Origin of the sequence: Microbulbifer pacificus (genome assembly GCF_033723955.1) — a bacterium.
Taxonomy (GTDB): domain Bacteria; phylum Pseudomonadota; class Gammaproteobacteria; order Pseudomonadales; family Cellvibrionaceae; genus Microbulbifer; species Microbulbifer pacificus.
In genome coordinates this window covers 3,110,511-3,131,277 of sequence record NZ_CP137555.1, presented here as the reverse complement: position 1 = coordinate 3,131,277, position 20,767 = coordinate 3,110,511, and the positions used below count along the sequence as shown (strand labels likewise).

Annotated in this window: 17 protein-coding genes; 5 read left to right on the top strand and 12 right to left on the bottom strand. The window is 54.9% G+C overall.

The window, feature by feature from the left end; genetic code table 11:
* Nucleotides 1-566: 566 nt before the first annotated feature.
* Nucleotides 567-1,232 carry a M15 family metallopeptidase gene (locus R5R33_RS13420; protein WP_318953209.1) on the bottom strand — a complete coding sequence of 222 codons (666 nt, stop codon included), beginning with the start codon at nt 1,230-1,232 and terminating at the stop codon, nt 567-569.
* Between the two features lie 550 nt (nt 1,233-1,782).
* Between R5R33_RS13420 and R5R33_RS13415 the strand changes: the two genes are divergently transcribed.
* From R5R33_RS13415 to R5R33_RS13400, 4 genes are read left to right on the top strand one after another with little or no spacing between them, the layout of a single operon-like run.
* Complete coding sequence (locus tag R5R33_RS13415; protein ID WP_318953208.1) at nt 1,783-2,970, top strand: MFS transporter; 1,188 nt, start codon at nt 1,783-1,785, stop codon at nt 2,968-2,970.
* Entirely contained in the window at nt 2,967-5,174 is a 2,208-nt protein-coding gene (locus R5R33_RS13410; protein ID WP_318953207.1) for a M1 family metallopeptidase, read from the top strand. The genes R5R33_RS13415 and R5R33_RS13410 overlap by 4 nt, the downstream gene beginning before the upstream one ends.
* Nucleotides 5,171-5,779, top strand: coding sequence for an NlpC/P60 family protein (locus tag R5R33_RS13405; protein ID WP_318953206.1), 609 nt, complete (start codon nt 5,171-5,173; stop codon nt 5,777-5,779). The genes R5R33_RS13410 and R5R33_RS13405 overlap by 4 nt, the downstream gene beginning before the upstream one ends.
* Complete coding sequence (locus tag R5R33_RS13400; RefSeq protein ID WP_318953205.1) at nt 5,764-6,762, top strand: N-acetylmuramoyl-L-alanine amidase; 999 nt, start codon at nt 5,764-5,766, stop codon at nt 6,760-6,762. The genes R5R33_RS13405 and R5R33_RS13400 overlap by 16 nt, the downstream gene beginning before the upstream one ends.
* Before the next feature lie 9 nt (nt 6,763-6,771).
* Here the strand turns inward: R5R33_RS13400 and R5R33_RS13395 are convergent, their stop codons facing one another.
* The 7 genes from R5R33_RS13395 to R5R33_RS13365 all read right to left on the bottom strand — a co-directional run bounded on the left by R5R33_RS13395 (nt 6,772) and on the right by R5R33_RS13365 (nt 15,178).
* Nucleotides 6,772-7,491, bottom strand: a complete 720-nt coding sequence (locus R5R33_RS13395; protein ID WP_318953204.1) for a 5-oxoprolinase subunit PxpA — start codon at nt 7,489-7,491, stop codon at nt 6,772-6,774.
* Nucleotides 7,488-8,417 carry a glutamate cyclase domain-containing protein gene (locus tag R5R33_RS13390; protein ID WP_318953203.1) on the bottom strand — a complete coding sequence of 310 codons (930 nt, stop codon included), beginning with the start codon at nt 8,415-8,417 and terminating at the stop codon, nt 7,488-7,490. Before R5R33_RS13390 ends, R5R33_RS13395 begins: the two co-directional genes overlap by 4 nt.
* A 7-nt stretch (nt 8,418-8,424) precedes the next feature.
* Complete coding sequence (locus tag R5R33_RS13385) at nt 8,425-9,405, bottom strand: 5-oxoprolinase subunit C family protein (protein ID WP_318953202.1); 981 nt, start codon at nt 9,403-9,405, stop codon at nt 8,425-8,427.
* Complete coding sequence (locus R5R33_RS13380) at nt 9,398-10,111, bottom strand: 5-oxoprolinase subunit B family protein (RefSeq protein ID WP_318953201.1); 714 nt, start codon at nt 10,109-10,111, stop codon at nt 9,398-9,400. Before R5R33_RS13380 ends, R5R33_RS13385 begins: the two co-directional genes overlap by 8 nt.
* A gap of 34 nt (nt 10,112-10,145) precedes the next feature.
* Nucleotides 10,146-10,955 carry a putative hydro-lyase gene (locus R5R33_RS13375; protein WP_318953200.1) on the bottom strand — a complete coding sequence of 270 codons (810 nt, stop codon included), beginning with the start codon at nt 10,953-10,955 and terminating at the stop codon, nt 10,146-10,148.
* The gene (locus tag R5R33_RS13370; RefSeq protein WP_318953199.1) at nt 10,952-12,394 is read right to left on the bottom strand and encodes an amidase; all 1,443 of its coding nucleotides are present in this window, start codon (nt 12,392-12,394) and stop codon (nt 10,952-10,954) included. Before R5R33_RS13370 ends, R5R33_RS13375 begins: the two co-directional genes overlap by 4 nt.
* A 279-nt stretch (nt 12,395-12,673) precedes the next feature.
* Entirely contained in the window at nt 12,674-15,178 is a 2,505-nt protein-coding gene (locus R5R33_RS13365) for a TonB-dependent receptor (RefSeq protein ID WP_318953198.1), read from the bottom strand.
* 570 nt (nt 15,179-15,748) lie between these two features.
* Between R5R33_RS13365 and R5R33_RS13360 the strand changes: the two genes are divergently transcribed.
* On the top strand, nt 15,749-16,666 hold the full coding sequence (locus R5R33_RS13360) for a LysR family transcriptional regulator (protein ID WP_318953197.1): 918 nt from the start codon (nt 15,749-15,751) through the stop codon (nt 16,664-16,666).
* A gap of 60 nt (nt 16,667-16,726) precedes the next feature.
* On the opposite strand, the gene R5R33_RS13355 is transcribed toward R5R33_RS13360, so the two are convergent.
* From R5R33_RS13355 to R5R33_RS13340, 4 genes are all read right to left on the bottom strand, one after another.
* Nucleotides 16,727-17,488, bottom strand: coding sequence for a L,D-transpeptidase family protein (locus tag R5R33_RS13355; protein WP_404810367.1), 762 nt, complete (start codon nt 17,486-17,488; stop codon nt 16,727-16,729).
* A gap of 91 nt (nt 17,489-17,579) precedes the next feature.
* A complete protein-coding gene (locus R5R33_RS13350; protein ID WP_318953195.1) occupies nt 17,580-18,395 on the bottom strand; it encodes a metallophosphoesterase in 816 nt (271 codons plus the stop codon).
* A 1,296-nt stretch (nt 18,396-19,691) separates the two neighbouring features.
* Nucleotides 19,692-20,168, bottom strand: coding sequence for a hypothetical protein (locus R5R33_RS13345; RefSeq protein WP_318953194.1), 477 nt, complete (start codon nt 20,166-20,168; stop codon nt 19,692-19,694).
* Between the two features lies 1 nt (nt 20,169).
* A complete protein-coding gene (locus tag R5R33_RS13340) occupies nt 20,170-20,766 on the bottom strand; it encodes a type II toxin-antitoxin system MqsA family antitoxin (RefSeq protein WP_318953193.1) in 597 nt (198 codons plus the stop codon).
* Between the last annotated feature and the right edge of the window lies 1 nt (nt 20,767).

Here is a 20,767-nt window from a genome sequence, read left to right as displayed (position 1 = left end):
TGAACGGAGAAAGGTTAGACGGTCACGCTAGTGCATGCCGGTGTAGACGCTGGATTGCACACTCGATTATTTAGTCTGGGACGCAACGCTCAATCTTGTCGCCTCAAGCTTTTACTGCTGGCAGAGAAATATCGTGTTAGGCGCAGCCGAACTATCTCAGCGCCCTAGTGCTTTGTTAATAGTTGGAAGGTCGATCAACACTAGATAAAAATGAATGGCGCAGAAACACAAAAGCCCCGCTTTGCGGGGCTTTCAGAAGGATACCGGATCAAGCCGGCTTTCAATGTGGTGCCAGGGCGTGACAACTACAAAACGCCTTGATATTCATATCAAAGTAGCCTCCGCCCCTGCCCGTGATTTTATGGACAGCATTGGCGCCGAGCACTTCTCTCTCCAGCAACAGGCCACCAATACCCGCTTCAGCAGAGGCATTATTGGAAGAAGACGGCGCCGCTTACCGAAACCGCAATGTTTACTTACTTCCTAGGTTTGTTAGCCAGGCACGTCTAATCTCGCAAGACATTTCTCATATCCACCGTGCTCATGGCCACAATATTGCGGGCTCGTCATTGCACAGGCGCATCGAAGTATGTTTCCGGCCAGGGTTCGGGCTTATAGGTGTAATGCCACCACTCCTGCGTGTAATTCACAAAGCCTTGTGCTTCTAGCGCTGTGCGCAGTTTCAGGCGGTTCTCCCGCGCCGCGGCGTCCACCAGTGGAAATTCAGTGGCCGATTGCTCATCCATGAAATCAAAGGAAGTGCCCATGTTTAACTCTTCCCCGGTATCCAATTGATATAGGGTTAGATCCACGGTGGCGCCACGGCTGTGCCCGGAGCGCTCGGCAATATAGCCTCGAGCAAACAGTTCCGATTTTTCCTCACTCGGGTAGAAATCCGGTTTGGTGCTGTAATCCTCCGGTGCCGACGCCCAGCGCACAAAATGGTTGACCGCCCGCTGGGGCCGGTAGCAATCGAATAACTCTAAGCCGAGCCCATGCTCCTCAAGTACCCGTGCAGTCGCAAGCAGTGCGTTCGCAGCTTCCGGTGCTAGCAGACAGCGGTTCGCCTGATAACCATCGAGCGGCTCCCCCACCAGATTGCTCTTGGTGAAATAACGCATGGACACCTTGATATTTGGCCCCTCGACAGCCACAAATGCAGGCACATTGGCTATGTCCGCGGCTACGGGCGTGTTCACCTTTTTATAGCAGCCAACGACCATCGTCAGCATGGCGATAATCGCAGCCGATACTGGTACCACTTTGATTGTGTATATCGCCATTTCCTGATCTCAGTGCTTAAACGTGTAACGTAGATAAAACTGGCTTTTCACGATTCCGGGCTTTATTCACATAGGAAAATACCAAGTATGACGTTTCACTGCCCGCCAACTGCGCATGATTACACAAAATTTTACCAATTCTCACAGACTAGCGAATGTCGGTAGCCATCGTTTTCGCCGATAGTGCAAACCGAGACAAATATGACAAACTGCAATTCCCAGCCACAAGTGCGTACAAAATTTAATCAGGTATGATTTCCAAGAAGACCAAATAACGAGCAATTTCTGTTCGCCATATGACCATTTCTTGCTCAAAAATGAATACTGGAAATCTACAGATATAATGCACCCCCTTCTATCGCCCAGACCGATTGATAGTCATTGGCTTAAGGAATCCACTTCTCTATATTTGGGCTGAAAATGGGCGTGTACTTTGCGCCTTATTGGCTGAAAAGTTGTGTGGATTTATTCGCCCCACTGGTTTGACCTAATAACAAAAATGAAAACTCCGAGTACATATTTACCCAGTTTACTGAGCCTGCTCTTCGTCGCCATGATGGGCGCCTCCATTCTCACGCTACTGCCTCTTTGGGTGGGCGCGTTTACCGATCTGGGAGTCTTTTCTGCGCAGCAGATTGGCTGGCTGGCGGCGGCGGACGTAATCGGAATTTTTCTCAGCTCGGCGTCGGCGATTTTCTGGGTACGACGAGTTCAGTGGCGCCCCATGGTGCTGATTGGCTTGACTCTCTTTCTGCTCGCCAATCTAGCCAGTATCGGCAATACCAATTTTCCCGCGTTGATGCTCAACCGGGTACTCGCCGGTATCGGCTGCGGATCAGCCTACGCCATCGCTCTGGCGGGGCTCAGCGATCAGCCAAAGCCGCAACTTGCGTTCGGTCTCATGGTTACCGCCCAGGTCATTTTCGGCACCATCGGGTTTTTCGCCGTTCCGCGCCTCATACAACAACTGCAAATCGATGCCTTTTTCCACTATCTCAACGGCTGGCTTCTGATTTCCATACTGCTGTGCATACTTGCCTTCCCAGCCTCCAACCGGGAAGCCGATACGCGCGACGCCAGGCAACTGGGTACACTCGTGAATGCCAGAGCGCTCACGGTGTTTTTTACCACCGTGATCTATTACTGTGGCGTCTCCGCCGTGTGGGCCTACCTTGAGCGTATCGGCGTAAACCTGGGTCTTGAAAATGCTGCGGTGGGTGACCTGCTGGGAATCGGATTTGCCATCAGTGGGCTCGGCTCGCTGGCAACCCCGCTGCTATCCTCCTATCTCGGCCGCATTCCCACCCTACTGCTGGCGATGCTTGTTCAGGTTGCCACCATGGCCGTGCTAATCGGCGGGACAACGCTCGACGCCTACCTGCTCTACGCGACCACATCCATCGTATTCCAGTTTTTCTGGAGTTTTTCCCTGCCGCTGTTGATGGATCAGTTCAACCGTATCGATCAGAGCGGTCGCTTTATCGTGCTTTGTGCCAGTGCATTCAAAATTGGTGAAATTCTCGGTCCTCCGCTGGCGGCGGCGCTGATCGCTGCGGGCGGTTTTGCTGCGGTACTCAGCCTCGGCATGGGCTGCCTGCTTCTCGCTCTGGCAATGGGGCTCGCAGTGGAGCGCTGGCAGCTGCCGGGTGCGGGTGCGCCTGTGCATGCAGAGGCGGGAGCGGCATGAGCGAACCGCCGGTACTGCGGCGCCACAGCCATAGGCGCACCTGTGGCATCCTGCTGGGTACCACTTTACTGTGTACCCTGAGCGCCGGCGCGTCCAGTCATGCGGCAACCGGTACCGACTCATTCGTCCGGCTGAGCCAGACCGACCTGAATCTCGGTAGTTATCGCAGTGGCACGGGAATGCCAACGGAGAATTACTGGCAGCAGCAGGTCGATTACGACCTCAATGCACGTCTCGACACCCACCAGCAGCGGCTCCTCGCCAGCGCAGACATTCGCTACCACAACAACTCACCCGATGCGCTCCCTGCGCTGTATTTTTTCCTCGACCACAATGCACTCAAAGTCGACGCCAAGGCCGTCTTTCGCTTGTTCACCGCAGCGGACGAAAAATCGCGCAAGCGTGCGGTCGCCCGGAAAACTGCCCAAGGCTTTGCGATAGATACGGTCACTGATGGTCGCCGCCAGGCACTCAACTGGCAGGTGCACGATACCCTGCTGAAAGTACCTCTGCCCGAGCCACTTTCGCCCGGGAAGACCCAGTATCTGCACATTCAATGGCAACTTCCCCTGATTGAAAAAAACGCCGCTGGTGCGCGAAGCGGCTACGAAACACTTGCGGACGGCAGCCGTATTTATGTCATTGCTCAGTGGTTTCCGCGCGCCGCCGCCTATACCGATTACGCCGGCTGGCAATTGAAGCCGTTTTTACAACAGGGTGAATTTTCCACCGAATTCGGCGACTACTCGGCGCGTATTGAGGTCCCGGAAGATTTTGTCGTAGCCGCCAGTGGTGAACTCCAAAACCCGACGCAGGTACTAAACGGCCACCAGCTCGAGCTGTGGCGGCGAAAATCCACCGAACCCGGCTGGATGATAGACGGTCCCCAGGCAAGGCAGCGCCGCGCCGCCAACCGCAATGCACACGCCACCGATACCAGAAGTTGGCAATTTACCGGCCAACAGCTGCGCGACTTTGCCTTTAGTGCCTCGGCGAGCTTCCAGTGGCAGATTCAGTATGACCAGCGCGGTCGCCGCCTGCAGCAGTTCTTCCCCGCAGAGGCCGCACCCCTGTGGGAAAAGTTCGGCCTGCCCGCAATTGCCCATAGCCTGGACGTGTTCGACAGCGCACTGATGCCACTGGACACCAACACTATCAGCGTGGTCAACGCGTCAGGTATCGGCATGGAATACCCCGGTCTTGCCACCATTCCCATCCGTCCAGAACGCAGCGTGTCCACCCGGAGGCAACCCGCATGGGAGGCGCTCACCAAATACGACTTTATCGGCACCGTCATTCACGAAGTTGGCCACAACTACCTGCCGATGCGTATCAATACCGACGAGCGCGAGTGGGCCTGGCTCGACGAAGGTCTGGTGAGTTTTATCGAATACCGGGCAGAGCATAGCTGGGAGGCCAATTTCGATGTGATCTATGGTGAGCCCCGCTCGATAGCGGCTTACACGGCCAGCGCCGACCACCAGCCGATTATGACCAGTGCCGACAGCCTGCTGCTCAAGATCGACAACGCCTACAACAAATCGGCAAGCGTGATGAATGTGCTGCGCCATCTGGTACTTGGGCCCGAGGTATTCGACCCGGCACTACGCAGCTTTGCCCAGGCATGGATCGGCAAGCGCCCCATGCCCGGGGATTTATTCCGCGCACTGGAAACTTCCGCCGGTACCGACTTGAGCTGGTTCTGGCGCAGCTGGTTTTATGGTCAGGGCAGTATTGATCTGTCCTTGCACGGTATCGCGCGCGACGGCAAGGCACTTTCACTGCAGCCGTGGGAACAGACTGCGCCCCCGGCACTGGCATTGACCTCAGGTGATATTCAGCAGTTTGTCGTGGACCGAGCACCTCAACTCGCCGACAGCTACACCCGCACAGCGCAAAATTTTGCTCCCCAGATACCGGTACCCCTCCCGGCTGCAGAAGACAGCAGCGTGTGGTACACGCTCACCATCGACAACCACGGCAGTGCAATCCTGCCGATTCCCCTTGAACTGGTCACCCGCGAAGGCAACCGCTACCACAGCCTGATACCCGCGGAGACCTGGGGGCAATCACGCAACAACCGGCTGACCCTAGAGTTACCACTGCCACGCGGTCAGCAGTTGTCTCGCCTGTGTATCGACCCCCTATGGTTGATCCCCGACACACAACGCAATAACAACTGTGCGGAGCTCCCAACACTATGAACAGAACACTCATTGCATTCGCCCTGACGACATTGGTTCCTTTTGCCGGATGCGCGGAAGCAGAAGGACCCGCAGCGTTGCTCGCCGGCCAAGCTTCCCCCACGGTCAGCGCTGCCGATCAGCCGAAAGATGACATGCCCGCGTCTCGCCTTGGGAAAAAACTGCTGGCCGCCGCGTTGCCGTGGGAGAACCGCGCTTATCGTATCGGCAGGGCCGAGCAATGCATGAACTGGACTCGGGAAATTCTCGTCGCCGCCTGCGGCGAGCACTTCGCCACGCTGGAAACGCAAAGACCCTGGGATGCGCACTTGCTTGGTGCCGATGATGAACTGCTACCGGAGCATGTCGACTCTCTCGCTGCCGATGAGTTCGGGGAAAAAATCAAAAGTATCCGTGCGCTGCAGCCTGGCGACCTGGTATTTCTCAAAAATACCTATGGAGATTGGGCCGAGGGCGTACTCACTCATGTGGGTATTGCTCTGGGTGACGGCCGCTATATCCACCGCATGACCTCGAACCACGGTCTGGTGAAAATTAACCCGATCCCCACCGAGGATTTCGACTCGGGAATTCGACTGAAGGATTCGCTATGTCACGCCCAATAAGCCGCACAGTGACCAGAGCCATTCTCACCAGGACGGCACTCATCGCCACCGCATTGACGGCATCCCTCGCGATTACCGCTTGCGTGAGCAGCGCGGGCATGAACCATCGCAGCGATGCATACCGCATGGAGGTGGTAACGTCACAGAATGCCAGCGAGCGCGTGCGATTTCTGGTGATGCACTTTACCGCCATTGATTTTGCCACGTCGCTGCGGGTATTGACCGAGCCGAGCTCAGCACCAGTGAGTTCGCACTACCTGATCCCGGAACACAACGACCCGAGCTATCCACACGATGAACTGCGGGTGTATCAGTTGGTGGACGAGCACCGCCGTGCTTGGCACGCCGGCCCCGGCCACTGGGAAGACCGCAGCCAGCTGAACGATCACTCCATCGGCATCGAGATCGTCAACAAAAGCTACTGCGCCCCGCCAGCGGAATCCGCTGAGGAAGGCGAAAGCGAAACTGCGTGCTTTTTCCCGGAATTTGACCCGGCGCAGATCGACTTGGTAATCGCGCTGTCCAAAGATATCCTAGCGCGCTACCCAGACATCAGCCCCACCCGCGTGGTCGGGCACGGCGATATTCTCCCACAGTGGAAAATCGACCCCGGCCCGCGCTTTCCCTGGCAAAAGCTGGCCGAGGCCGGCATCGGCGCTTGGTATGACGACGCCACCGTCAAGCGCCACTTGGATTTCCTGAATGGCAACACCAGCAGTGACCGCGATAGTGTGCGCCGTCGCTTCGCCCAGTGGCTGCAGGATTATGGCTACGGCATCAATGCGGAAACCGCGAGCGACGCGGACATCGGCCTGTACACCCGCGCGTTTCAATATCACTTCCGCCCCTGGAATGTCGACGGCGAAGTGGACAACCAATCCCGCGCGATCCTGCTGGCCCTGCTGGAAAAATATTTCCCGCAAAAGCTCAGTGGTTACCCCGGTTTGAATATCCCGACCATGGCCGCGGGCGAACAGCGGTAACTTGGCGGCTCACTCAAGCTGAGCGTGGACTTGCCGAATCATTGCCACCGCATCAGCGTTGTCACCGTGCACACAAAGGGAATCCGCTTCGATATTGATACGCCTCCCATCACTGGCGGTAACGCTGCCCGCGCACAGCGCGTGCACCTGCGCTAGGATTTCCTCCGCTGAATGCAGTACCGCTCCGGTTTGCGCGCGTGGCTGCAGTCGTCCGTCCGCGGTGTAGCGGCGATCGGCAAAAGCTTCAAAAATAAGACCCACTCCGTAATCTTCGGCAAGGCGGCGGTAGTGGTCGTTGCGCGGCGTGGCCATCATCATCAGCGGCAGACGGCAGCGCTGCAGGGCGGCGAGCACCGCGTGCAGCACTGTTTCATCTCCCATCATGTCGTTATACAGGGCGCCATGCGGTTTGACGTAGTTCAGCGCCAAGTCCTCTGCCATGGCCAGCTCCCGCAGAGCACCGACCTGATACAGCAGCATGGCTTGGATCTCAGTGGGGGTACATGCCATCGACCTGCGGCCGAATCCCATGAGATCCGGGTACGATGGGTGAGCGCCCACCGCCACCCCAAATTGCCGCGCCAGCCGCAGGGTCTGCACGATAGTTATCGGATCACCGGCGTGGTAACCACAGGCGATATTCGCCATGTGAATAAATGGCATGACATCTCGCTCGTCCAGCAACTGCCAGTTGCCAAAACTTTCCCCGAGATCACAGTTCAGCCTCACGCCACGCATTCCTCAAGCGGTGCTATCTCATCGCCTACCGGTATTCCCAGCGCGGCCTCTGCGAGCACTTCCAGCGCCCTGAACATGGCTACGCTCTGGCTAAGCAGCAGACCGTCTTCGCTGGCGGAAAGAGCACCGGTCACCCCGTCAACAATGCCCCCGGCGTTCAGCGCCCGCAGACAGCTGGCGAGACAAAAGTTCTGTAACAACGGACGGCCAACACAGGCGGATGCGAGTGCAAGCGCGCCGTAAACACCCCAGTTGGAGACATCGGCAATCACCAGCTCGTCGGTGCTGGCCGTAGCACAGGCTACCGGCAAGCCGTACAGCTCTTGATGCAGTCGCCCCATCCCCAACTCATTGCCGCCATCGGCAAACGCCAGCGTGGGGCAATCGACCAGAGACAACATCTGCTCCCACGGCAGGGTCTGCTCCGTGATATCCCGAAAGCGCATGTTCCTGTAACGACCGTCGGCGCCCGCCCCCGGAACTTCCACGAACACCAACAGGGTGGGGTGAAATTGGGCAACAAATTGTCGCAACTGATCCCGAGCTCTCGCCGGCGTCACCGGCAAAAAGTGCGATGCTTGCAGCTCGGGAGCGCAGCGCTGCAGCGTGGCAATGTAGTGATCAACACCAAGCAGAACAACCTCCGCACCCAGCTGGCACAAGCCATTTACCAGCGCCAGGGCACCGGCGGGGCCGTCAGTTTCAAAACCCTGCGCCACCGGAAAGCCACTCACGATCGCCACCCGCTCGCGCTTGCACAGCAGCGTTGAGACCGCGCGCTGCAAATAACCCCGGTAACCGCGATTGCGCACCGTTTCCATGCCGCGCACGTTCGTTGCCACAAGCAGCGCTTCAATCTGCATCGCCAGCGCGTTGATTTCGGGACGATGGTATTTATCGAGATCTAAATTCACCATTGCAGTGTCACGCTCCGCCATGAAAAAACCTTCGCTGTAACAGCCACTCGGCCTGGGCTTCAGCCCGGCTACCACGCAAAAATCGCACACGCTGCCCCGGTCGCGCCTGTGCCAGGCGATCGAGATCCACGCGGTACACATGACCGATTTTCGGGTAGCCGCCAATAGTCTGGCAGTCCGGCATCAGCACGATGGGCAGACCATTTGCGGGCACCTGTATCGCTCCGGCGGCCACAGGCTCAGATATCAACCCCTGCGGCGGCGACGCCAGCGCTGTTCCCTGCAGGCGCACCCCCATACGGTCGGATGCCGGAGATACCCGATATTCCTGCGAGAAAAACGCACACAATTGATGTTCGCCAAACAGGTGATGCTGATTGGATGGAACCACCCGCAATAAAAGTTCTGCAGGATAGTCACGGCAAAACATAGCCGGGGTTCTGCGGGTCATAAATGCCGTTGCCGGCGCAACTGGCGCGGGCAGCTGGTCGCCGCTTTGCAGCGCTTGCCCATGGATACCGCCGATGCCCTCCGCCACCGTTGTGGCGAGGCTGCCGCAAATCGGCGCAACCGCAATGCCACCAGCCAACGCCATATAGGCGCGTACACCCTGCACGGCAAGGCCGCCGCTCAGTACCGCTCCCGCTGCCGCGCTATAGCTCTGCCAGTTGCCGAGCGCACGGCCGTCTAGTTGCCAGTTGAGGTCGGCACCGGTGAGGGCGAATCGCGCCGCGCGCAAAAAGCGCAGGGCTACGCCACCCAGGCAGATTTCCAACAGCGCCGCATTAGCCGGGTTGTCCAACAGGCGGTTGGCCCAACCAGCGGCGTGGCTGTCGGCCACACCGCCGACACTGATCCCCAGGTGCTGGCAACCGCGGCGGCCGAGGTCCTGAATCAGCATCTGCGGCCCCGCCTTGATCACCGATAGCGTGTCGGCCACTTCTGCACCCACCACTTCGGCCACGTCAGCCACAGCCAGTTTACCCATCCAGCCTCCCACCCAGCGCCAGGTACTCCTCGCGAGAGACCGGCTGGAAGCGCACGCGATCCCCCAACGCCAGCGCCACCTTTGGCTCCCCTCGGTGTAGACGGAACAATGACGTAGGACAGCGGCCAATCAGGTTCCAGCCTCCTGGGCTGGCACTGGGATAGACCGCGGCCTGCGCTCCGGCAATCGCCACCGCGCCAGCAGGCACGCGCTTGCGCGGGACATCCAGCCGCGGTATCTGCAATGCTGCCGGCACACTGCCCATAAATGCGAAGCCCGGGCGAAAACCGAGCGCATAGACCCGGTATTCCTGCCCCGAGTGCAGCGCAATAACCTCTTCTGTGCTCAGCTTCGCGCTGCGCGCCACCCGCTCCAGATCCGGCGCCTGATCCGCCCCGTAGTGAACTGGCAAATTCTTGGCCGCTGCCGCTAGTGTTGGGTTCAAGGGTGCCGCGAGCTCGCACGTAGTGCCGACATTTCCCGCGAGAGCACTTACCGCGCTGCGCACGCTGAAATAGTCACAACGCAGCAGGTCGTAATAAATTGCCACGCAGCAGTAAGACGGAACCAGATCCACCAGCCAGTCCCAGTTCTGGGACCGCACTCTGTGCACAAAATCTATTACCTTTGCGAGCGCCTCGTCACCCGGGGTTTCGGCGAGATAAACGGTAAGTGCGTCATCGCCTGAATCGACGAGTTTGAACATCGGTGTGCGTCCGTGAAAAATCCAATTCCGGATATCAATTGCCGTGGAGATCGCGAATATCGGTAATGCTTTCCAGTGCTGAGTTCTGCAAGTCGGCAATTAACATGTGGCCCGGCGCGTGGGTAATAAAGTATTCCAGTCCAGCACAGCGCAGTGCCTCATTGGCGGTCACACCACAGGCCCAGAACACCGGAATTTCATTCTCGGCGATGGTCACCGACTGGCCAAAGTCCGGCTGATGGATGTCGCCAATACCGAGCCCATCGGCATCCCCTATGTAAATCGGCGCACCGTGAACCAACGGGTAGCGCCCGGTAATTGCACACACCCGTTCCACCGCCTGCGGCGTAAACGGGCGCATGCTCACCACCAGATTGCCGCCGAAGGGGCCGGCAGGCGTACATGGCTGTGCCGTACGGTACATTGGCACGTTGCGTCCTTCGCTGATATTGCGCACTTCGAGCCCTGCACTGATGAGCGCCTCCTCAAAGGAAAAAGAACACCCCAAGGCAAAAGTGACCAGGTCATCGCGCCAGTAATCGCGAATATCCTCAGCTTCCTGCATTTTGTGCCCAGCACGGTGAATCTGGTATCTGGGCACGTCCGAGCGGATATCGATATCGGCACCCAGTGCCGACAACAGGTATTGCCCCGGCTCAGACCGGTGTAGCAGTGCACAGGCGCGTTGGTTGGCCGCGCAGAAATCTGCAAAGGCCGCAGCGTGTGCGGCCGGCAAAATGGCGATATTTGCCTGTACATACCCCGCCGCCAAACCGGAGGTGGGACCAGAGAACCTGCCCGCGCGGATCTCCGCGCGAATCATGCGGGCGCACTTGCTGATCAAGCAATGACCTCCTCTGCAGGTAGCGGGTGATGCGCCGGCGTGATGAAGGTACCGAGCGTCGCCTCCAATGCCAGCCCCAGTTGCAACAGCTGGCCGTCGCGATAGGGCCGCGCCACCAGCTGCACACCAGTGGGCACGCCGTTATCGGCGATACCACTCGGCAGCGACAACACCGGACAGCGACTCAGCGTATTGAAGGGATAGGTCATAAACCAGCCCTTGACCGGATCCACCACCCTACCGTCGATTTCCAATTGGTCGCAGCTGTAATCGAAGTCTGCCGCCACCCGAGTGGAACATACGGTGGGGCAAATAAGGAAATCACACTGACGAAATGCCTGCTCCAGTGAAAGCCACATCTGCTGCGCGTAGTCATTGGCCTCGCGAATACACTCGGGCGTGGCCGCTGCCGACAGCGAGAAATAATGACGCGCGTAACTGGTAAGCTGCTCGCGGCACTGCGGGTTATCGTATTTCTCCCGCAGCATATGCCCGATATGCGCACCCTGATGAATCTGTGCGGTGCGGATGCAGCGCTCATCCCATTCGAGTTCGACTTCGCAAATCTCCGCACCAAGATCACGCAGTGTCTGCACAAAGTTCAGCGTATTCCTGCGGACGTCGGCATCCAGCGAATAAAAGCCCAAATTCAGCGACACACCGACGGTCATCCCTTTCATCGGCAACGGCTCTGCGGGGACACGTTCCTTCGGCAACTGCGACATCAGATCCACCGGGTGCGGGCCGGCAATCAGGTTATACAGCAGTACCATATCCCGCACGCTGCGCGTCAACATGCTGTGGTGAACATAGGGGTCTACGTTGTACGGCGGAATTTCCGGAATGCGACCATGGGATGCTTTCAGTCCCACAAGGCCACACTGGGAAGCGGGAATACGCACCGATCCACCCATATCTGTGCCATTCGCGATGGTGCAGAAGCCCGCGGCGATGGCTGCTGCCGAGCCGCCAGAAGAGCCGCCCGGAGTGATCGCCCGGTTCCAAGGATTGCGGGTAACCCCCCACAGGTCCGACCAGGTGTAGGCGGCAACGGAAAACTCCGGCGTGGCGGTGCGTGCATGAAATATTGCCCCAGCCGCCATCAGGCGCTCCGGCACCGGGTCGGTGGTATCCGCTACATTTTCTTGCAGCAGACGCGAGCCATTGGTGGTGATCTCACCAAGAATATAGGTCTCATCCTTGATCGCGGTGCTCACCCCCTCCAGTGGCCGCGCACTGCCGTTGGCATAAGCCCGCTCGGCGAGCTGAGCTTGCAGCTGCGCGCGCTCAAATGCCGTCTGGGTGAATGCATTGATATCACCACCGAATTCTTCATAGCGATCGATTTGTGCGGCCAGTACTTCTACCGGCGAAAGTTCGCGTCGCCGGAAAAGCTGTAAGGCCTCGCAGGCATCCAAGTAACACAAATCTGTTCCCATCTCGCACCTGTTCTTTTTATGCATTCTTTCCCTGATAGTGTGCGGGCATTGACGGTCTGGATTAAATGACTAACCAAAGGTACGACCGATGGATTAAGAGCCAGTTATTAAAAAGCACGGTTTTAATATCACACTCCCGGACAACCAGAAGTAATCCTAGTAGCGCTGTCGGCACTGTGCCAACGATGGATCAAAAAATCGATCATTAGCATCGTAATTGTTAATTAAAAGAAAAAAGGGGCGAAATCGCCCCTTGAAAAACCATCCTGTTTTAGTTTTTTAGAAATCGTAAGAGAGGTTCAGGCCAATAGTACGCGGTGTGGAATTGAACATCCGCCGTCCGAGCGGACCCGCCCCCTGATGAGAGAGAGTCGAATCGTCATTCAACAAATTGTCTACCCACATGCCTGCGCCAATCTGACCGAAATCCATGCCCGCACTCAGGTGCGCCAGTGTATAGGAAGGGCGAACCCATGGAGACTCCCCATTTTCGTCTCGGTCCGTATTGGTCTCGCCCATGTAGTTAGCACGCAAGGAGACCCAAAGTGGGTAACCGGACAATTCACCGTTGTAGCGGATACCTAGGTTGTGTTTCCACTTCGGCGCTCCGCCGAGAAGATCACCGTCGTACCAAGTCCGACAGCCGTAATCATTACCGGAAACGCTGGTATCCTCATACATACAATGCGTCTTGGTCTCGCTGAAACTGCCTTCAGTGGTCGCAGTTGCATAAGTGAGCGACCAGTTATCGCTCAGCCGGTAACGGGACGACAGCTCCCACCCCTTGGTTTCCGCATCTGGACCGTTTTCAGTGCCGTTAATCGGGAACCAGAATTCAACCGCCTGTGAGCGGTAGGTCTGCGGGTCATTCCAAGTAATCTGATATACGTTGGTCTGCAAATAAAGTCGCTGTTCAAAGAAGTAGCCCTTCAGCCCAAGCTCAAGGTTGTCAATCGAGTCAGGCTCGTACGTCCTCGAGTTTTCAGCAACCTTGTATGAACCAGGCTGCTTGCCATCGATTTCTGCCATCCACTCCGGATAATCAAAATCGCGGAAGTTATTTTGGCCACCGCGACGAAAGCCCTGGGAGAAGGTTGCATATGCAAGGATATCGTCAGTGACATCATAGGAAGCATTCAGCTTGAAAAAGCTTTTGCCGTTCTCGCCACCTTTCGATTCCAAATCTTGGTCAGGTAACGCGTAAGTATGGTCGAGCAGGATCGTGTGGCGCTCATCGTCGTAATTAAACACCCGAGCCCCGGCGGTCAGTGTCAGTTTTTCAGTCACGTGGTAGGAAAGTTCACCGAAAATTGCATCTTCGGAGTAGGTCCCCTCATACAGTTCCTCGTAGCCAAGATCTGCTACGTCAGCGACACGCTTCCAGGAAAGCTCCTGGTCAATTGTCGGGACTATTTCCCCGAACGCGTTTTTACTGTCCTGCTCTGTGGTATAGAAACCGACAATCCACTCAAAGCTATCGCTGGGCGCAGAAACCAGACGGGTTTCATGGCTAAAACCTTCATATGTATTGTCGAAGGTCATATATGCGGTAATGTTGGTGTCCGCAGGGCCGAATCCAGCCCAGCCATAAAATGCGTATCCGGGACCAGTATAATCCGCCTCACCGACACTGCTATCTTCAAACTTTGAGGTGCTGGAAGTAAGCGTCGCAAAACCAAGGTCCAGATTGAAATCTAGCACGTCCAGGGAAAAATCCTTGTCAGCATACTCTTGGTGCGGGGAGATGATCGTACGATCGTTGATCGCATAGGGCGTATTGAAGGAGCTAAAATCTGTATCTGAATAGCAGAAATCCACATCACAGTCTTTACCAAAATCCGCAACCCCAACCGGCAGTAGGTTGGCACCGTTGGTACCATGTGCCAGCTGATCCTGCTGCATATGGGTGAACTTGATCTCAAGATTGTCCGTCGGCGCCCACAGCGCAGCGATTTTCGCGGTCGTCACTTCCTGCCAATTATCGTCCTTGTAAATCGCCTTATTTGGATTCGGGTCGCTGATATACGCATCCTCTCCCGCGCGCCAGGGAGCGTTTGCAGCGCGGTCTAGATAGCCAGCTTCATCCAAGTAGGCAGCGGATGCGCGCAGCGCGAAGGTCTCGCTAACTGGAAGGTTAACCACAAAATCGGTATCGCTGCTTATACCGCCACCATCGACCTGATAAGCCGCGGTATTTACCTTAGCTTCAAATTCATCGAGTTTCGGGTCGTTGGTAATATAGCGAACCGCGCCGCCGAGGCTACCAGCACCGTAAAGAGTACCCTGCGGCCCCAGCAGTGTTTCAACCCGATTTATGTCCTTGATACGGAAACCAAGCTTCGGCAGTGGGGTTTCATCCATGTAGTAAGACAGGGTTGTCTTGATGAACTGCTCGAGGTTATTGGCACTCACCGAGGAAACGTTCAGGCCACGCACGGTAACACTGTCCTCAAAACGAGCACCACTGTCCGCAACGCTGATTTCCACGCTCTCCTGCAGCAAAGACTTGATGTCAGTTATGTTCTGCTGCCGTAGGGACTCACCGGAAACAGCGGTGATATTGATCGGTAAATCAGAAGCGGCTGACTCGCGCCTAGAGGCGGTAACCACAATTTCCTCATACAAATCGGCTCGGGTACGACATTCCGCCTGAGCGGCGCGACCACTTTCAGCAGTGCAATCGGAATTTTTTGAGGAAGCTGAATCGTCTGCGAGCGCGACTGAAGCCGGCACCAACGCAGCAGCGATAATGAGACTGATACGAGATTTCTTGAACGGCAACATACCCTAAGTCCTTATTATTGAATTGATCGTTGCGTGGGCGCGCAAACTTATCCACCCTGGGCTCAGGATCTCGCCAAAATCGTGGTTTTAAAAAATATGAACTATCGGTAGGGTCGATAGATCAATAGACAAGCGTATAAAATACAACGAATTCAACGCCAAAATTGTGACCGTTCTATTTCTGGTCGAGAAGAAAAGGCAAATGGGAATATTGCGCCATTACGGCATCGCACGTGGCAAGAGTCCCGCAGCAACAAGTAGATAAAATCGCAGCGATAGCCTCAAATCGTGCGGTTCACATAATGCTTGCAGGGCTGCGCGCCTCCCCAGGCGTCGCTACTTCGGTTAATGCGTTCAACATGCCCTGTCTTGCACTGGTCATTTGCGGCCAACACACTACACGCCCACTTGCCACGCCCTTTGATTGACAGCAAACTCTATCGATACCAATTCCTATCGGCGTAACCGATAGTAAATATAGGCGGCGTGGAAACATCGGCCCCCTGATATCTGGCCGAATCACACACCTGCCTAGACCCATAAATATCCAATAAATCAGGGTATTCCACCATGGAATCGCGATTCTTTATTGCGCCAGAGCAACTTGAAGCCTTTGAGGCAGCAGCTCGTACGGGTTCCTTTTCCGCAGCGGCGCGAGCACTCGGCAAGGCTCAGTCGACGATCTCTGGCCTGATTGGCAATTTGGAAATCGATACCGGCCTGACCTTGTTCGATCGAGCGGGGCGCGAGCCGAAGCTTACCGCCCAAGGGCGCGCACTGTTGAATGATGTGCGCTCCCTGCTCAACTCTTATTCTCGCTTTGAGGCCAAGAGTCGCAGTCTGAATGCAGGGCTGGAGGAATCGCTAACTCTTGCCGTTGATGAATCGGCCATTGAGCTGACACAGTTGGTCGAGGCTCTGGAGCGTTTTTATCAAAACTACCCCACAGTGGCGGTGTCACTACTACATGCATCCGGTGACAGCGCGTCCAGACTGGTCCGGGAAGGCAAGGCGGATATCGGTATTGTGTTAAGCCAGAGTGACTATCCGGAAGACTTCGATTTTCGCGGGGTGGGCAATTGTTCATTTGTGCTGGTGGCGGGAGCTACCCATCCACTAACGACTCTGGCACAGGTCAGCATTCAGGATCTGCATAATCACCTGCACTTGCGTATCAGTGCCAGCAGTGACCCGACCTCTTTGCCAGAAAATGATCTTAGTGATCGTATCTGGTATCTGGAAAGCTACTCATTATTTATGTCGATGCTCACCGCTGGGCTTGGCTGGGCGTTTACACCGCTGCATATCGCCCGCCCTCACGTTGAGCGGGGAGCGATCAAAGTATTGAACACAGATTTCCAGCTAACGCCTTACCCCTACTGCACCGACCTAATCTGGTCACGGCGCAAAACATTGGGACCTGCTGGACAGAATATGATCGACGAGGTCTCACGGATCCTGTCCCAGCAAGCGACCGAGCCAGCCTGACCGCATATCTGGACTTATGCACAACGACCGATCTGCAAGGCCGTTGTGCAGTACCGCCGACTACAGCGATGGCAGAGCCCAGTCTTCCCGCAGTCGCTCATACTCCGCACGCGGCAGCGCGATATAAATAGGCTGCTGTGTCGCATCAAGCCATTGCAATACGGCGTCCATGTGTCCTTCGCTCATGGCTGTACAGCCCGCGGTTGGGATGCTCGGAGCCTCCCAAAGGTGCATAAAGATACAGCTGCCCGCGCCAGGGCGATTCTCGGGGTTATGTGCGACGAAAATGCCTTTGCGGTACTGCTGATCCCCATAGTGAATATCCCGGCGCATCCCCTCGGAAGAACCTTTCACCGCATCGGTACCTACTTTTCCGGCATCAACCGTCTGGTTATACAACGGAGAAGCGGGGATATCGATGCAATAGTGCTGGGCCGTCATCGGTTGGTAACCGAGCCCCGTGTCGATGGAACTCGCATAACCGAACGCATCACCGAGTCGAAAGATACCCGCCGGGGCTTTGCCGTCGCCCTCGCGTTTCTGTAAGCCGGCCTGAGCGGGGTGCAAGCCAATACCCCAAGCGAGACCTGTGCGCCCGAGACTCACCGGAATTGCGGTAAATTTTTTCTCCCAACCTCCATTGCCGCGCTGATATCCGTAGAGCTGGCCACTCGTTGCCTCCCAACTACCATTAATGGAAATGAGTAATTGATGACTTTCCGCAGGAATCTGAGCCCGAGTACTTATGGAAAACAGAAGTAGTGAAACGCCACAACACGAGAAGCATGCTCGACGACACAATCTTGAGATGATGGAAATCATTATTCTGCCTTTTCAGCCTTATTTTTGTTAATTCCTATTTACCTATCATAACTAGCTCCACCATCAAAGGAACTGTAGCTAAAACGATAAACTACGACTGATTAACACACAAAACACTTAACTCCTCGCCAGGTTCTCCGCGGTAGCTGTCTAGAAAGTAACAATTTCCAACATTCGTCGCCATAGGGACATAGGAATGTCCCATGCACACGCTATCAATACCTTCTATTTCGAATGGACAAACCTGCAAGCGCCCTACGCTCCGCAGCTTGCTGATTCGGTCAAGAAAGGTAAGTTTGTATCCGGCGAAAGTTCTTTTCTTATCACCGAATTCCAGTACATCCTGGTACAGATGCGTTACCAGAGTTCTGCGCCACAGCAGCGGCTGGGCTACTTGCTCGATCTCTGGATCGTCGAGTGACGCCTTTTTTGACCAAGCATCACTGATATCGCCTAACAGAGTCTTAACCAAATTCCAGTTACTTTTCGGTACATCGGCATGGACAAGTCCGACATGCTTAGCACCGCAATCAATTTCTACAGCCCAAGGCCAGGTTCTAATTTTTTCTACAATAGCCTGTTGTCTTTCAGAGGGAAGCTTGTAAAACCACGCGCCACCATTAGATTTGTGCAACTGAATAGAAGAGGAATTCTCAAAACCGGCAATGGTCATGGCTTCATGATTTCCGAGAATGCTGAAATAGGTCCGTTGATCTATCAAATCGATCAGCGCCTCGCTGTCCAGTCCACGATCAACAATGTCGCCGAGGAAGAAAAGTCGGTCAACACAGGGAGTAAAGCCTAGCGCTGCCAATTGGATTTGCAATTGCCGCAAATGCCCATGGACGTCGCCAACAACAAAGTCCCTTCCTTCGCGATTTCGATCAATCTTCCAATATGTGCTCATCTTCGCGATTCAGCCTTACCTCGGGAGAAGGCGCAATAGCCAGCATGCGTTCGTTACTGCCGAGACGGGATCTAACACCGCATTGCTTTTGGACGTCGGTTTTAACGAGAAAGTATAGGTATTCAATTTCGCTGAGCAGATAGTCTTTATCTCGAGGAGACGCACAGCCTTAACTTGTGCGAAGGGCTGCGCCATAGGGTAGTTCCATGCCGATTTAGGGGTACGCGTTCTGCATCGGACGGCGAATTTTGATGGTATACGCCAAAAAGCTCCCCCATTGGCGTAAAAACAAGCGGTCGGAGAGAAATATGAATGGAAGGTCCAGAAACACGAAAGCCCCGCATTGCGGGGCTTTCGGAAGGATACCGGATCGAGCCGGCTTTCAATGTGGTGCCCAGGGCGGGACTCGAAACAGACCCTAACCATTTGATTTCAAAAGAGTTTGAATTATCGAAAAAATTAGTACCCCCACAGGTACCCCCAAACATCTTGCGCACCGCAGGTTCAAGTGACGACCCGCTCCTCCTGAGCAAAAACTATACACTCACCATCGATACACCATACAGCTGTGTGATAAAACAAACATCTCAGCTGAAAACGCACAAACAGCAAGCCCCACACCACCAGCATCGCTAGCCGATCTCCCTCCAGCCCCGAGCAAAACTGATCACGCATTAATCAAAGGTGGAATGAGAGCACTTCAGAGGCCTGAGATGATTTAGGCTTAGACTTGACAGTAAGAAATCAGAACGAAACGATCTTTAACTGATTCGCGGCGGTCCAGACACCCACACCCGAAGCCTGTTGAGCGTATTTGACCACCTGAGATCCCGTAAAGCGCCTTTCCGGATGACTTCGCAATTAAAGAGGGGGGCGAGTTAACTACACCTGAAGGACACAACTATGAACTCGGCTCATTTGCCACCCGCTCCCATAGCGCCTTCAGAAGAGCAACTTCGTTTGCATGCCTATCTCTTGCCTAAGACGTATGAAGTTCAGCCTCACGAAGCCAGAGAAATGCTTTGCCGAAGTTGACACCAGGCAATCTGCCGTTTTGACCTGCCACCTAAAGGTGACAAAATTACTTCATTAGATTTTTAGAGATGGGCTGCCCCCTCCAAGCAACCTGTCAGACTCGGCATAAAACTTGAATCACTTGGAAAGCTTGGATGTAGCTGGAGCCTTGTAGTTTACTTTTAAAGCACCAATAGCAATGAGGCCCTCAACTAAAGTTGAGAGCCTCATTCGAGCCCTAATTCAAATATTTTGCAGACCAAAATTCCAGGCTCTGGAAGGTTACGCCTGGTCCGCCTCTTCCTTTTTCTCGGGCTCTGGAATAAAGCGAAGCGTGGGTAAAGTCATTGGCCCATATACCGATCTCGCAGTCAGCTGGCACAACATTTCTCTTATCGCACCAATTACCATTGAGCAACCATTTACAGTGACTAAAGACTCACGCTTCTTGGGCTCAAAAATTGGAGCAAAAGTGAATATCGCTTGTGCTTGAACATCCACCGTGTACGGAGCCAACTTAGAGTTTTCATTGTTGTTCGGTATTGCAAACTTGAGCGCCAATATAAACTCCCTCGGGTCCTCCTCCTGCCCCTCCTTTGGCATTACCATCACTTCATGGGCAAACTCAACATCCGTAAAATCAAAATCCGGCGCCCAAATATCATCCGTAACATCTGACGGTACCAAAGCGTCTACGTGTACTCGAGTGAAAACCAATTGCTGAAGCTGCAGTGGGGAAGCTTCTACTTTCGCAAACATATTAACCGCCTATTCCCTGACTCAACTCAGAGTCATTCGCAGCAAACACGTTACTACCACTATAATCAGCAGGGCCTTTCCGCACATCATTAAAATTAACGACACGCATACTTACAGAGTGTCGCTTATGGTGCTTCTCCATTACCCGAGTAAAGGCTTCATTGTTCCGCTTAACGCTACTTAATGACTCTTGCCCCTGATCTCTCAGAGCTTCAAATACTCCAGGCACAGAAAGAGCTAAGCGTAAAAGCTTATCCATTGACTCGGACTGCATAACATCATCCGACTCATATTTAGAGAAGGCTACAGGCCCTCCACCAAATATCTTAGCCGCGTCAGATTGTGAAATATTAAAATTTTTCCTTAGCTCTCGAATTTCAGAACTGGAAAGCAAACCATCAACTTTCTTCTTAAATGCAATAACAGCTCTTTTATTTTTACGAACTTCTTTAGCTCCAGCTTGCTCGCTGCCACACACATCACACAACAAATAATGTAATGCCGTGGAGCCGTGCTCTCCCTTATATTCAGTCGCCTCAAGCTCTACTTGTTCGGTTAGATGTCCCTCTCCACAAATTGGGCACATTTCGTTGCTCATA